The 14,059-nt window shown below is 66.6% G+C and carries 10 protein-coding genes; all 10 read right to left on the bottom strand.

The features are described 5' to 3' along the window. Positions 1-6: 6 nt before the first annotated feature. Positions 7-843 carry a cytochrome c gene (locus HWW87_RS04285; RefSeq protein ID WP_175819376.1) on the bottom strand — a complete coding sequence of 279 codons (837 nt, stop codon included), beginning with the start codon at positions 841-843 and terminating at the stop codon, positions 7-9. A gap of 278 nt (positions 844-1,121) precedes the next feature. Beyond that, the gene (locus HWW87_RS04290) at positions 1,122-2,387 is read right to left on the bottom strand and encodes a hypothetical protein (protein WP_175819377.1); all 1,266 of its coding nucleotides are present in this window, start codon (positions 2,385-2,387) and stop codon (positions 1,122-1,124) included. Beyond that, on the bottom strand, positions 2,384-4,207 hold the full coding sequence (glmS, locus tag HWW87_RS04295; RefSeq protein ID WP_175819378.1) for a glutamine--fructose-6-phosphate transaminase (isomerizing): 1,824 nt from the start codon (positions 4,205-4,207) through the stop codon (positions 2,384-2,386). The genes HWW87_RS04290 and glmS overlap by 4 nt, the downstream gene beginning before the upstream one ends. Positions 4,208-4,326: 119 nt before the next feature. Then, the gene (locus tag HWW87_RS04300; RefSeq protein WP_175819379.1) at positions 4,327-4,815 is read right to left on the bottom strand and encodes a Biofilm PGA synthesis auxiliary protein PgaD; all 489 of its coding nucleotides are present in this window, start codon (positions 4,813-4,815) and stop codon (positions 4,327-4,329) included. Continuing rightward, complete coding sequence (pgaC, locus tag HWW87_RS04305; RefSeq protein WP_175819380.1) at positions 4,793-6,064, bottom strand: poly-beta-1,6-N-acetyl-D-glucosamine synthase; 1,272 nt, start codon at positions 6,062-6,064, stop codon at positions 4,793-4,795. Before pgaC ends, HWW87_RS04300 begins: the two co-directional genes overlap by 23 nt. Continuing rightward, positions 6,061-8,154 (bottom strand): poly-beta-1,6-N-acetyl-D-glucosamine N-deacetylase PgaB, encoded by a 2,094-nt coding sequence (gene pgaB, locus HWW87_RS04310; protein WP_175819381.1) that lies wholly within the window; start codon positions 8,152-8,154, stop codon positions 6,061-6,063. Before pgaB ends, pgaC begins: the two co-directional genes overlap by 4 nt. A 15-nt stretch (positions 8,155-8,169) precedes the next feature. Continuing rightward, positions 8,170-10,695, bottom strand: a complete 2,526-nt coding sequence (gene pgaA, locus HWW87_RS04315) for a poly-beta-1,6 N-acetyl-D-glucosamine export porin PgaA (RefSeq protein WP_175819382.1) — start codon at positions 10,693-10,695, stop codon at positions 8,170-8,172. A gap of 105 nt (positions 10,696-10,800) precedes the next feature. Further along, positions 10,801-11,559, bottom strand: coding sequence for a hypothetical protein (locus HWW87_RS04320; protein ID WP_175819383.1), 759 nt, complete (start codon positions 11,557-11,559; stop codon positions 10,801-10,803). Positions 11,560-11,624: 65 nt separating this feature from the next. Further along, entirely contained in the window at positions 11,625-12,050 is a 426-nt protein-coding gene (locus tag HWW87_RS04325) for a hypothetical protein (RefSeq protein ID WP_175820669.1), read from the bottom strand. A 634-nt stretch (positions 12,051-12,684) separates the two neighbouring features. Continuing rightward, positions 12,685-13,668: a LysR substrate-binding domain-containing protein gene (locus HWW87_RS04330; protein ID WP_175819384.1), complete on the bottom strand. Its 984-nt coding sequence runs from the start codon at positions 13,666-13,668 to the stop codon at positions 12,685-12,687. Positions 13,669-14,059: the final 391 nt, after the last annotated feature.

The following is a 14,059-nucleotide window of genomic DNA, read 5'->3' on the forward strand; positions in this document are numbered from 1 at the left end:
CTCGCGTTACTTTCCCGCCTTGCGCCGCGCCATATACGCGAGATACGCGACGATCTGGTCGAGTTCGCGGTCGCTCAGCTGATCGGGCGGGAACGCCGGCATCACGCGGCCCGGCCAGTCGCGCACCGACGCCGGATTGCGGATGTAGCGGCGCAGCGCGGCGGGCTGGAAGTAGTCGACCGGATTCATCGGCGTGTTCAGGTCGGGGCCGGCGTGGCTGCTGCCCGCGCCGTCGATGCGATGACACGCGAGACATTGCGTGACGAACAGGCGCTGGCCCGCGCGGGCCGGATCGTTCGCGGGCAACGCGGCATCGACGGCGAGCGACGGCCAGCGCGCGAGCGGCGATGATTCGATCGTGATGCGCACGATCTGGTACGGCCACTGCTCGCCGCGGATCGACGACGCGTCTTGCCCGACCCACACCAGATAGAACGCCCCCGCGCTGACCTGCTTGCCGGGCAGCTTCGGCCACGGATGGGCCGGATCCTCGATCGCGAGCCACGGGATCGCGCCGGCCGGCGCGCGGCGGCGCACCAGATCGAGCGGCAGTTGCGCGGCGAAACCGTCGGCCGCGCGCGTTTCGAGCACGCCGTCGGCCGGCAGCGGCGTGTCGCCGAGCAGCGCGGCGAACGGCACCGCGCGGAACGTCATCGGCCGGCCGTACGCGATGTCGCGCGGCACGTGGATATCGGTCGCGTCCGTACGAGCGAGCAGCGTCTGGCGGGTGAGGGCGCGGGCTGTGCCGTCGGTGTCGAGTTCGAGCGTGGACTGGGCCGACGCGCGTTGCGCGAGCAGGCAAACCGTCAGCAGCACAAGCGAAAACCACTGGCGCTTCAGCATTCGTTCTCCGGGAAGGGGCGTTCCGGCGGCGGCAGGAGGCGGGACGCCGCGGCCGATAGAGGAATCGGGCGACAGTCTATCCGGTACGCGCGGCGCTGGCGAATTCGGCGCGGAAAGGCGCGGCGGCCATGCTCGGACAGGCCCGCGACAGCGCGCCCGACTACCGGGCGGCCGAATGGGCGAGGTGTCGTCGCAGCGCGGTTCGGACGGAGGAAGACGAAGGGCGCGGGCGACATGCGGTCTGCCCGCGTTCGCGACATTGCGTTACCGGACCGCCGTCAGTGACTCGCACACGACACGTCGTTCTTCGGCATCGACGTGCGTTGCGCCGGTTCGAAATCGGCTTCGCGCATCCCCGACGGCGTCAGCGAGACGAAATGCATCGCCGTGCCGCGCGCCGGGAAACCGGCGACGCCGGTCGCGCCCCACGGAATCGGCGAGCGCTGCACGCCGCTCACCGCCATGTTCGCCGGCGCAAGCGCGAGCGTCAGCAGCCGCCCGTCGCGGGTCGGCACATACGCGTGCGTGCCGGCGACGCCGATGTCCGATTCGCGCACCGACGCGGGCAGGCAATCGAGCGTCGCCGTGCGGCGGCCGTCCGGCGCGATCAGCATCGCGACGCCGCGATCGTCCGCTGTCGTCGTGACGACGATGAAACGGTCGATCTCCGGCACATAGGCGGCTGAATACACGTAGTACTGGATCGCGCCGTTCAGCGATCCGAGTTTTTCCAGCTTCTCGGTGACCGGATCGAACATCGCGTACTCGAGCGTCGCGTCCGTGCTGTCTTCGATGAACTTCTGCCACACGAGCAGCGCGTTGCGCGGCGAGCCCGCGATCACGGGCCACCACTCGCGGCGGCGCGGCGCAACCGCGACATGGTTCAGCACGCGCCCGGCCGCGTCGTAGGTTTTCAGGTAGACGCCATTGCCGCTGCCGAGGTTGTCGACCCCGCCGCCGTTGACCCAGTCGGCGGAATAGAACACGACGAAACGGTCGCCGACCGTCGCCACATGCCCCGAATGGCCGCCCGATTCGACGTCGTTCGGATAGGGCTTGATCGGCTTCAGGTCGCGGCGGTAGATGCCGTAGCGCTGGCTGACTTCCTGCGACGTGTTCCAGCCGTCCTCGAACGTGACGAAGATGTCGCCGTGCGCGTTCTGCGCGATCGATACGGGTTCCTGCGCCTCGGGGCGGCTGATGAACGTGCGGACGTGCAGCACGCGCGGCTTGTCGGGCAGCCATTCGCCGACGTACACGTCATGCGGCCAGTTGCCGTTGCGCAGTGCACCGCGCGGCGCGACGCCCGAGCTGCTGAAGAACACCCAGCGTTTGCCGTCGCCGGCGTCGGCCACGCCGATCCCGTGCATGAAGCGCCGCGGGTCGCCGGTGTCCTGCGGCGACGGGGCGCTCGACACGGTGACCGTATGCACGGCCGGCGCGTCGGCGAGGGCCGGCGACGCCGCGCCGATGCCGCCCGCGCCGCAGAAGGCAGCCACGGCCAGCCGCGTGACCGCCTGTACCGGGCGCGTTCGCCGCATCATTCGACGGTCACCGATTTCGCGAGGTTGCGCGGCTTGTCGACGTCGGCGCCGCGCGCGCAGCCCACGTGATACGCGAGCAGTTGCAGCGGAATCACGTTGACGATCGGCGACAGCAGGTCGCCCGATTCGCGCACGCGGATCAGGTGCGTGTCGCGGTCGGCGTCGATCTCGAGCTGATTGCCGGCCAGGACGTAAAGCCGCCCGCCGCGCGCACGCACCTCGGCCATGTTGGACTTCAGCTTCTGGAACAGCCGATCGTCCGGTGCGATCGTGACCACCGGCATCGCGCTCGTGACGAGCGCGAGCGGCCCGTGCTTCAGCTCGCCGGCCGCATAGCCTTCCGCATGGATGTACGACACTTCCTTGAGCTTCAGCGCGCCTTCCAGCGCGATCGGGAAATGGATGCCGCGCCCGAGGAACAACGCGTTCTCGGTGCGCGCGAACTTCGCGGCCCAGCCCATGATCTGCGTTTCCAGCGCGAGCGCGTGGCTGATGCGGTCGGGCAGCGCGCGCAACTGCTTCAGGTGCGTCGCGACTTGCGCGGCATCGAGCCGGCCGCGTAGTTGCGCGAGCGTCAGCGTCAGCACGAACAGCGCGACGAGCTGCGTGGTGAACGCCTTGGTCGACGCGACGCCGAGCTCGGTGCCGGCCCGCGTCAGGAACCGTAGCGGCGCGTTGCGCGCGATCGTGCTGGTCGCGACGTTGCAGATCGCCATCGACAGGTCCTGGCCCATTGCGCGCGCCTGCTCGATCGCGCCGATGGTGTCGGCCGTCTCACCCGACTGCGAGATGCCGACGACGAGCGTGCGCGGATCGGCTACCGTATCGCGGTAGCGGAATTCGCTGGCGATCTCGACCTGGGCCGGCACGCCCGCGATGCTTTCGAGCCAGTATTTCGCGGTCAGGCCCGCGTAGTAGCTGGTGCCGCAGCCGAGCAGCAGCACGCTTCTCACCCGCGACAGCAACGCGTGCGAGCTTTCCGTCGCGTCGAACAGCGCCGGCGAGATCGTGTCGATGCCGTCGAGCGTGCTGTCGATCGCCTTCGGCTGCTCGAAGATTTCCTTCTGCATGAAGTGCTGGTACGGGCCGAGCGCGGCATCGTCTGCGCGCGCCTTCACTTCGCACAACGGGCGCCGCGCTTCCTGCCCGCCCGCATCGACCACGGCGATGCGCTCCGGCGTGATCAGCGCGACGTCGCCGTCCTCCAGGTACACGAAGCGGTCGGTCAGGTCGCCGAGCGCCGCGCAGTCGGACGCGAGGTAGTTCTGCTCGGCGCCGATGCCGATCACGAGCGGCGAGCCGGCGCGCGCGGCGACGAGGCGCTGCGGCTCGCGCGCGCTGAGCACCGCGATCGCGTACGCGCCGTGCAGCCGTTTGACGGCGCGCACCACCGCGTCGAACAGGTCGTCGCGATAGAGGCTGTGGATCAGGTGCGCGATGACCTCGGTGTCGGTCTGCCCGCGAAACGTATAGCCGCGTTCGCGCAGCTCGGCGCGCAGCGTGTCGTGGTTCTCGATGATCCCGTTGTGCACGACCGCGATCGTGTCGCCCGACATGATCGGGTGCGCGTTCATTTCCGACGGCGCGCCGTGCGTCGCCCAGCGCGTATGCGCGATGCAGGTTTGCGCTTCGAGACCGAGCGTCAGCACGCGATCCTGCAGGTCCGTCACGCGTCGCAGCGTGCGTTCGCTGTGCAGGCGGCCGTCACCCTGTACGGCGATGCCGCACGAATCGTAGCCGCGATATTCGAGCCGGCTCAGCGCATTGACCAGTTGCGGCACCTGATTGTTCCGGCCGCTTGCTCCGACGATTCCGCACATGATTCACCTCGTCTCCAGGAAGTTGTCGGCTGACGCGCGACGCGCGGCAGCACGATGTCAGAAGCGGCGCCACGTCGCGCGGCCAAGCGTCGCGCGCGGCGCGGCACGTCTCCGGCGATTCATTCGCGGGGCTGCGGCCCGGCATGCGCGACCCATTCGATGCCCGAAATCGACCCGTTCGCATCGTGCGACGCGACGAGAATGCGCGTCGTGCGCCGCGCGCCGCGCCGGCGCTCGCTCACGAACGCGGTCGGCGGCACCGAGCGCACCTTCACGCTGGCCGAGCGCCGCAGCATCTTCGACACGCGCAACCGGTACGCGAGCGGATGCACGACGCGTCCCGCGATCAGCCACATGACGATCGTGCCGGCGATCAGCGCGATGCTCGTCACGTAGAACACGATCTGTTCGATCGGCATCTCGGCCTCGTTGAACGGCAACAGGTAGCGGTACGTGTAGATGCAGATCGATGCCCATACCCCCCCGACCAATGCGGGCCGCACGAGGCGGAACCACGCGACGAGCACGGGCCCGACGATGCCGCCCCGTTCGGCGATCATGTCGCGCGGTGCGCGCAGGGAGAGATCAATAATCGGTGCGTTCTTCATGTTGAATGCCTCGGTCGGGACTGACCCAAACGGCGCGCTTGCCGCGGCCCCGCAGTACGACGGCGGGCAGGGCGACGACGGTGGTGATCATGCTGATCAGCCAGAACGCGACGGGGTACCAGATGGTGTCAAGGAAGTACATCAGGAGTTTTTCGTCGTAACGACGATCGATCATGCTGCCGATGATCAGCTGCAGGATGCAGGTCGCGACCAGCAGCATCCCGTGCCAGTGCGGCACCACGGACACATGCCAGTTCGCCGGAAGCGGGTAGACGACGTCGATCAGCGCGAGCAGCAGGATGAACGACATCGAGTACGCCCACGCGATGCCGATCAGGTATTCGACGAACAGCGGCCACATCATCATCTGCGTCGGCCGCATCAGCGTGCCCGCGTACTTGAGCAGCACCTGGATGCCGCCCTTGGACCAGCGCAGCCGCTGCCGGTAGAGCCCCTTGATCGTCTCGGGCATCAGGATCCAGCTGAGCGCGTGCGGCTCGTACACGACGCGCCAGTCGCGGCACTGCAGCTTCCAGCTGATGTCGATGTCCTCGGTCAGCATGTCCGAGCTCCAGTAGCCGACGTCGGCGAGCGCGGTCTTGCGGAACATCGTGATCACGCCCGACACCGTGAAGATGCGGCCGTACACCTGCTGCGTGCGCTTGATCAGCCCGACGATCGACGAGAATTCGCCGACCTGCATGCGGCCGAGCAGCGACGTGCGGGTGCGGATGCGCGGGTTGCCGGTCACCGCGCCGACGCCCGGGTCGGTCAGGAAGTGTTCGAGCATCCAGCCGATCGCATCGTGCGCGAGCAGCGCGTCGCCGTCGATGCACAGCAGGTATTCCGCGTTGGATACCGCGGCCGCGGTCGTGAGCCCGACCGCCTTGCCTTCGTTGCGCGCGTGATGGATCACGAGCAGCCGCGGGATCTCGACGGCCAGCTCGTTGAGGATTTCGCCGGTGCGATCCTTGCTGCCGTCGTTGACCGCGATGATGTCGTAGTTCGGATACTGCATCCCGTTCAGGTGGGCGATCACGCTGCGCGCGTTCGCGGCTTCGTTGAAGCAGGGCACGACGATCGAGATCTTCGGGATGCCGCTCGACGCGATCGTGCGCATCGACAGCTCGCGGCCCTCCTCGAGCAGGAAGTAATGCACGACACCGCCGATCATCCACAGATACGACATGAAGAACGGATAGTAGAAGACGAAATCCTGCAGGCGCTGGATCAGGCTGTGGGTGTTCATGGCGTCTTGGTTCCCGGCGATTGCTGCATCTGCATCAGCGCGTTGATCGAGGTGGGATCGAGGCGCGATTTCAGCGACATGACGTCGCGCATCGCGTTGAGCTCCGGCTGGCCGTTCAGGAAGTTGTCGGGGTAGTAGCCGAAATTCACGGCGCCCTCGCTGCGCAGCCGCCGCATCTGCGCGAGCAGCGTGCTGGCCGGCACCGCCTTGCGCGCGTGCCAGTCGTACGACTGCAGTTCGAACACCGTGCGCTGCAGCCCGCGCTGCTTCGTGCGCACCACCTTCACGAGCTGGTCCAGCCAGCCTTCCGGATCCTTCGCCTGCTCCATGTACGGCATCGCCATCAGCGCGACGTAGTCGTAGGCGGCGAGGAAATCGTCGTAGTTCTGCGCATACCACGCTTCCGATTCGGGCTTGAGCACCGGCATCGCGAAAATGTTGCGCGCGGTCAGCACGTCGCCGACGTTCTGGTGGGCCAGCACGATCTGCTCGAGCTGCCGGGTCATGTCGATCAGGTAGCGCGTCTTCTGGCGCGTCCAGCGCTTCATCAGGTCGGGGTTCTCGCGGATCTTGCCGACGTCGGCCGGCAGCCCCCATTGCGAATAGGTGCGCAGCGCATGCCGGCTCGCATCCTCGTAGTCGTCGAGCACGGCGTCGTCGCTGAACAGGATGCCGCTGAACGACGCGTGCTTGCTGAGATCCTCGTAGACCTGCTGGATCATCAGTCGCGCATCGGGATCGAACGGGCTCAGCCGGAACACCCGCGTGCCGTTCTCGCGGGCCGGCGCGCCGCCGTATGCGCTGACGGCCTCGAGCCCGCGCTGCTTGTCGGCCGGCGGCCGGAACGCGAGCACCGGCATCCACGCGTACACCTGCACGTTGGCGCGCGTATTGAGCTGCCACGCGGCACGCGAGAACAGGTCGGAACGCATCGGCAGGTGCCGGTTCGGGAAATACACCGCCTCGGCCACGCCCGTGCCCTTCGGGTCCGCATATGCCTGCAGGTACACCGATTTCGGCTGCATCCGGTAGATGCGCTCGATCAGCTTGCCGAGATTCGCTTCCTGCCGCGCGGGATCGGGATCGTAGACCTGGTCGAGATCGACCTGCACGGTGCGCTCGGGCGTGTCGACGTCGCCGCGATTGGACGCCGGCTCGCGCATCGAGCGCTCGAACCCGCCGATATCGACGTCGTACATCATCAGGATCCGTCTCAGCCGGTCGAGCGGCACGTCGGGCGTATTCGGGCCGGCATCGAGGCTGAACTGGATGTCCATGCCGAGCGACGTCGATATCTGGCGCACGGGCTGATTTTCCGCGCCGTATGGCCACACCATCGAGCGTGCGACGAGGCCGGTGCGTTCGCGGATCTGCCGCACGCAAGTCTGCAGGTCGTCGTGCACGCGTGCGTGGAATTCGGCGTCGGTTTCATAGCGTTTCTGGTCTTGCAGGTAGAGATGCGACGTGGTCGCCGGCAATTCGTTGCCTTGCGGATTCGCGATCGCGCCGTGATGGAGATTGTGGGTGTGGCAGCCGAGCTCGACGAATTCCGACTGCCCGAGCTTTTTCACCTCGTCCCACGACAGGAAGTAGTCGCGCGGCACCTGAACCTTGTCGCTGATGCGGATCGGCGTACCCGACGGTGTGTCGATCCACGCGGTGACGAGGCCCATCACGGCCGGATACTTGAAGCGCTCGAGCAGCGGCAGCACCTTCGTGTAGTGGCTGCGGAAGCCGTCGTCGAACGTGAGCAGCACCGAGCGCGGCGGCAGCGGCTTGCCGCCGTGCCGCGACGCCTCGATCTGCTTGACCGTGATGGTGTGGTAGTTGTTGGTCTGCAGCCACGAGAAGATCGCGGTCAGTGTGCCGGTATCGACCGCGAACGGATCGATGATCGCCGTCGGCGACGAAAACGACGCCATCAGGTTGTCGCGCACGTCGTGCATGCAGATCACGCGAAACGTCTTGCCGTCGGCCGGATCGGACGGCGGCAGCAGGTCGATCATCCTGGCGTTGGTCACGCCCGGGAACAGCGAACAGGTGGCAAACGCGCCGAGGCATCCGCACATGAAGGTCCGTCTGGATTGCATTGATCGATCTCCTTGCTAGAACGGCAGGTTGAGCGACAGGAAGCCGGTTTCGGAGCGCTCGCGCTGGCCGTCGTATGCGTGACTGCTGACCTCGACGCCGTAGCTCAGCGTGATGTCGTGCTTGAACGTCCACGCGTGCTCGAGGCGCGCGCTCCACAGCGGGCTGGTGCCGAAGCCGCGCTCGTTGTACACGCCGCCCGACACCGACACGCGCTGTTGCAGCCCCATGTCGCCCTTCTTCCACAGCGTCAGCTGGTGCATGACGGTCGCCGCGGCCGCGTAGTCGCGACCGGGGCTGAAGTAGGGCGCGTCCCGGCGCGTATTGCTGTCGGTACCGAGATTCAGCGATACGTTGACGAGCTGGTTCGCGGACGTGTACACGCGCTGCGTGGCGGTCGCCGCGATCTCCTGGTGCAGGTTCGAATCGCTGTAGCGGCTCACGCCGTAGCTCAGCTTGACTTGGCGCCGGTCGTTCTGGCGATACACGACCTCGACGTTCGCGGAGCGGCCCCAGATGTGCGCGGCATACGCTTTCCACGGCAGCGAGTTGTCGTTGGTGTCGAGCCCGGCGCTGACCGTCCAGTAGTCGTTCAGCGCGTACGCGATCGTCCCGCGGCCGCCGGTTCGGCCGTTGCCGCCCATCGAGCGCGTGACTTCGCCCAGCACGGTGAGCGGCCCGTGCCGGTAGTCGCCGCCGATGCCCGTGCGCGTGCGGCTGAGGTTGCCGTCGTCGGTCTGCGCGAAACCGTAGAACGTGTGCGAAAACACGCGCCAGTTGTCGCCGAACGGTTGCGAATACACATAGCTGTCCGACGTGAAGCTGTTGTTGGCCAGTGCGCTGTTGCCGTGCTCGAAGCTCAGGTCGGTCGTGAACACCGGGCTGCGGTAGGCCTTGTAGTCGCGCTTGAAGCCGCGCACGGCGCCGCTGTCCGGGAACGTGTTGTCCAGCGTCTGGTCGACGGTCTTCGCGGTCGCGTAGTCGTCTGCCACGAGCGCTGCGCGGCCGAGGCCCGCGAGCATCTCGACGCTGTCCGGGTGGTCGGTCAGCGACGCGCGATACATCGAGATCGCCTGGCGCGGATGCGCCTGGCCCGACACCGCGTCGGCATGCGCGGCGCGGATCTCCGCGTTGAACGGCACCTGTTGCTCGAGCTGTTCGAGCGCGGCGATCCCTTCGTTGACGTGGCCCGTGAAGATCAGGTATTGCGCACGCAGCCGGTAGTAGCGCAGGTAGTCGCTTTCTCCCGGACCGACGTTGGTCACTTGCTTGGCCGGCGGCAGCGATTTCTCCATGTCGTCGAGCGCCTGCTTCGCTTGCGGCGCGCGTGCCTGGTCGACGTACGACCAGAACAGCCCTTCTTGCAGCTCGATCGGACGCGTGCGCGCGCCGTACTGGAAGCCGCGGGTCGCGCGATCCGTCGGCGACGCGGTGGCCTGCTTCAGCGCGCGCGCGTACACGGCGTTCGCCTTGACCGGCTCGCTCAGGTACAGGTAGGCGTCGCCGACGGCCGCCAGCGCGTCGATCGAGATTTCCGCGTTGGGCGGAATCGTCTCGAACGTCGCGACGGCCGTTTTCATGTCGCCGCGTGCCGCGAGGGCGACTACCCGGTCGCCCGCGAGTGCGGTGCGGACCGGCGTGTACTCCGGCGTGGCCGGCATCCGCTTGTCGAGGTCGTCGGCCGCGTGCAGCGCGCTGTCGAGTCCGTCGAAGCGGTCCGAACTCGTCATCGAACGCGACTTGTCGCGTCCGCCGCGCACCTGCTGGCGAATCGACAGTTCTTCCAGTTGCGCGATGTCGACGGCGGAGAAGGCATCGGGCCGGGCTTTCGCTTCGTCGAGCGCCTTGACCGCGCCGCCGCTCGTCGCGAGGCCGAACACGTCGTTGCGCACCGTTGCGACGTCGGCGGTGCGGAGATTCGGCGCCTGCGCATTCGGCGCTTCGACGTCGGGTCCCTGCGATCGTTGGGTCGACTCACCGGGGAGCTGCGCGCCGGGTGACTGTGAAGTCGGTTGCGGGGACGACGGCGGTTCGGCGCCGGGCGGCTGGGTCACGGGCGCGGGCGAATTCGGCATCGGCGTGCCGGATGCCTGCGCGGTGAGCGTCGGCGTAGTCGGCGGTGGGGCGGTCGCGGTTTGGGCGAGCGGCTGCGGTGCATCCGACGTCTGCGCGCGCGGCGCCGACGTATCCGGCGGCGCGGTGTCGAATGATGCTTGCGCGAGCAGCATCGGCGCATTCGACGTGTGCGCGACCGGCACCGCGGCGCCCGGCTGCGGCGCGTCGGGGTCCACCACGACCGTGGTCGGCATCGCCGGGTTCGATCCCTGCGCGATCTGCATCGACGCATCCGAGGCCTGCGCGATCGGCGTCGGCGCATGAGGGGGCTGCGTGCCCGAGCCCTGGGCGACCTGCGGCTCCACACCGCCCTCGGCTGCAAGGCACGGGCCGGACGCGACGAGCAGGCACAGCAGCGGCGCATGCAGGAGGGTCCGCCGGTTCGGCGGAACGACGGTGGTGCATTGTTGTTGACGATTGTTAGCCACGATGTCTCCTCACTTTGAAACGATCCCCCTCGGTTGCACGCCCGACGGCGCTCGTCGCCAGCCGTCGCGCCGCCGGGCTGCGAGGCCCGGCGGCATCCGACCGGTTTACAGGCGGTTGCGGATCGCTTGTCCAAGCAGTGCGCGCGATTCGCTGTTCTTCGGGTCGATGGCGAGTGCACGGCTCGCGTTTTGTTCTACACAGCTCCATTCGTCGATCTGGGCGCACCAGCGCGCCTTGGCCAGCGCGCGGGCGCCTTCCAGCTCATCGTGCGTGACGCTGGTGGTCTCCATGTGCGGCGTGCCGGCGATATACGACTGCGGTTGCTGTTTCGGCACGGGGTCGGGGTGTTTTCTCATGCGCGCCAGCGCCTGCGAACGTGACGTCCGGTGCGCATCGCCGGGGCGCGTCGTGCGACTGCCGGTCGACGCGGCGTGCGGGTCGGCGGCGAGCTTCGTCGCCGGTACATGCGCGCGGCGCGTGGGTTTCGTGTCGGAACGGGCCGCCGTTTGCGGCGGCGCGGCCGGTTCGGCCGCGGCCGACGGGGCGGGCGTCGCCGATGCAGACGGCGGAACCGGCCCGGCCTGCGCGACCGTCGACGTCGAGCCGGTGCGCGCCGCTGTGCCGGACGCGCCGCCCGACGCCGCCACGATGAGCTCGCGGTACTTGCCGACGGCGTTTCCGATCACGCCGGCGATATCGTGCGTCACGCTCGCATGGCCGACCCTCGCGTCTCGCTCGACATACGCGAAAGCGCCGAAGATCGCGGCAAACGCGGCGATGCTGAGCGCCGCATTCTTTCCCGGCCCCCACGAGGGTTTCGGCTGACGGGCGGGCGATTCATCCGGTCGTTCTGCACGGGGCATTCAAGTCTCCTAGATTCGATTTGTCGTTCTACCAATGACGCGATCCGAGCGGGACGGCGCGATGTTCACCATCGCAACTGCGTCGTGAGCGTGCCCGTCTCCACGATCGCGAACTGGGTTGCTCCCTGATAGGTTCCTTCGACCCGGTAGCTCGCATCCGGCACGCTGAACAGGCAGCGCGATCCCGATGCGTTGAATTCGACGAGCACGCGCCCGTGCCGGCGCAGGCGCACCTGCACGTTGGAGAGCGGCTGCCCGGTGTTCCCCGACACGAAAGACACGCCCAGGTTGTACGGGCGGCCGTCAGGGGGAAGCGGCGCGGTACCGTCGATCCGCGCATCGCCGCAGATATACGAAATCACGTACCGGTTTGATCCCGGACCGGACGCCGGCGACGAGGCCGCCGGTATCTGGGCCATGGCGTTCATGCAGAGCGTGGAGAGCACGACGCCCAGGAAAGGGCGGGCATGCTGTCGAAGCGAGGGTGACATTGCAATCTCCCATTCGGAATCGATGACGCGCATCGACTTCGAGTCGAATTTGCCAACGTTCTTTTTGCGACACGCTATTGATACACGATGGCTTTTGAACCAACAACTGCGTGTGGCCCGAATGGGACGAGGGTGAAAGATCCTATCTAAATAAGATAAGTGCAGATTGGTGAGGATTTCTTAATGCTGAATAAAGGCGATATTGCCGAACATGAAAATTGCTCGTCGGTAGCGATGATCGAGCACGCTTTGAATCACGTCGGAGGTATTGACGTTCGTGCCGAAAAATAACGACCGATAAAAGAAACTATTGCGGCTGTGATCGAGGCGAATCTATCAAAATCGGGATACAGATCGCACATCATGAAATGAGGGTACGACATTTTTGGTCATTCCGACAGTTGCAGGTAAATCGAAACTTGTGTAACAAGGTATTTCTGCCCGGAAAATCGAGCTGAATATTCTTACTTAATACGGAAAACAGTAAAAAATACGACATGAATCGCAAACGTTTGCGTTTTTATCGAGATCGATTACAGTCGGTGAGGGATTTTACGAAGTCGCACGGGGATTATCGATTGCCATCGAAAGAACGCGCATGCGCGCCGTGGATGCCCACGGCGCGAACGCTTCGTCAGCGGCTGCCGCCCGCGCTTCGCCGCGCGCTGCGCATCGCCGGCGCGGCCGCCTCTTCAGTGCCGATCGCCGTGCGCGGCCGGTTCATGATGTAGGCCCACAGCTGCTCGGCCGCGAGCCCGCGCTTGCGCGCCGATCGATACAGGCGGATTTCGAGTTCGGTGATCCAGTCGCCGGTGCCCGCACACACGAGCGTGCCGTCCGCGAGCTCCTTCGCGACGCAGCTTTCCGGCAGCCAGCCGATGCCGTGCCCGGCCACGACCATGCCTTTCAGCGCTTCGGACATGTGCGTCTCGAAACACCGGTGCAGCACATACGGCTCGGTCGCATTCAGCAGCAGCATCTCGACGATGTTGCCGAGAAAGGCGCCCGACGAATACGCGAGCAGCGGCAGCGGCGCATCGGGCGTGCCGGGCAGCTGGAACACCGGCTTGCCGCGCGCGTCGGGCGACGACACGGGCAGGATTCGCTCGACGCCGAGGCTGACGAACGGGAAGTGGTTCGGGTCGAGCACGATCGGCAATTGCGGATGGTGATAGCCGAGCAGCAGGTCGCATTCGCCTTCGACCAGCTGTTGCACGCCTTCCGGCACGTTCACCGCATTGACGCGCGCGGTCACGTGGCCGACCTCGCTGTTGAGCTGCTTGAGCCATTCGGGAAACAGCGTGAACACGAGCGTATGCGCGACGGCGAAGCGCACGACCTGGTCGCTCGCCGCGAACTGGTCATAGCCGTTCACGAGATTGCGCGCCGCATACATGCTGCGCAGGATGTCCGCGGCGAGCCCGCGGAACATCTGGCCGGCGGGCGTCAGCGTGATCGGATTGATGCTCCGGTCCACCAGCTTCGCGTCCATCCAGGTTTCGAGGGCGGCGATTCGTCTGCTGAACGCCGACTGCGTCAGGTGCCGGTGACGCGCGGCCCGGGAAAAGCTCTTGGTATCCGCAAGGCTCAGGAAATCTTCCAGCCACTTTGCTTCCATTTCGATCTTCGCTTTTTATAGTCGGGCGCCTGAAAGGCGGCGCCGTCTGCTGCACCAACGTTCTAGCGTACCGCGCATCGCGCCGGTCGGGCCGATGTTTTTTTTCGATCGGTGTCAGTCGAAATATGCATGGGCATTGTCGGCGGGATTACGGCTGCATAGCGTTGAGGGGCCGGACCGGTTAACCGGACAGTTCACCGCGTCGGACTGTCCCGGCCGCCCGGACGGCACTTCCCCCAGGGCCGGCTGCGCCGTGTGCGTGCCGGCCCGCCCGTTCATGGTCGTTCCGAGGGCCTGGGCTCGCCGCTTTTGGTGCAGTGCAGATTGCATATTCGTGACACGCGGGAGAACTATGTTCGTTGGACGCGGCGCAGCATCGGCCGTGCGCGCT

This window comes from Burkholderia sp. BCC0419, assembly GCF_902830285.1.
Taxonomy (GTDB): domain Bacteria; phylum Pseudomonadota; class Gammaproteobacteria; order Burkholderiales; family Burkholderiaceae; genus Burkholderia.

Coding starts and splice junctions, on each gene's coding strand:
- HWW87_RS04285 (WP_175819376.1), bottom strand. CDS start 843: ATGCTGAAGCGCCAGTGGTTTTCGCTTGTGCTGCTGACGGTTTGCCTG.
- HWW87_RS04290 (WP_175819377.1), bottom strand. CDS start 2,387: ATGATGCGGCGAACGCGCCCGGTACAGGCGGTCACGCGGCTGGCCGTG.
- glmS (WP_175819378.1), bottom strand. CDS start 4,207: ATGTGCGGAATCGTCGGAGCAAGCGGCCGGAACAATCAGGTGCCGCAA.
- HWW87_RS04300 (WP_175819379.1), bottom strand. CDS start 4,815: ATGAAGAACGCACCGATTATTGATCTCTCCCTGCGCGCACCGCGCGAC.
- pgaC (WP_175819380.1), bottom strand. CDS start 6,064: ATGAACACCCACAGCCTGATCCAGCGCCTGCAGGATTTCGTCTTCTAC.
- pgaB (WP_175819381.1), bottom strand. CDS start 8,154: ATGCAATCCAGACGGACCTTCATGTGCGGATGCCTCGGCGCGTTTGCC.
- HWW87_RS04320 (WP_175819383.1), bottom strand. CDS start 11,559: ATGCCCCGTGCAGAACGACCGGATGAATCGCCCGCCCGTCAGCCGAAA.
- HWW87_RS04325 (WP_175820669.1), bottom strand. CDS start 12,050: ATGTCACCCTCGCTTCGACAGCATGCCCGCCCTTTCCTGGGCGTCGTG.
- HWW87_RS04330 (WP_175819384.1), bottom strand. CDS start 13,668: ATGGAAGCAAAGTGGCTGGAAGATTTCCTGAGCCTTGCGGATACCAAG.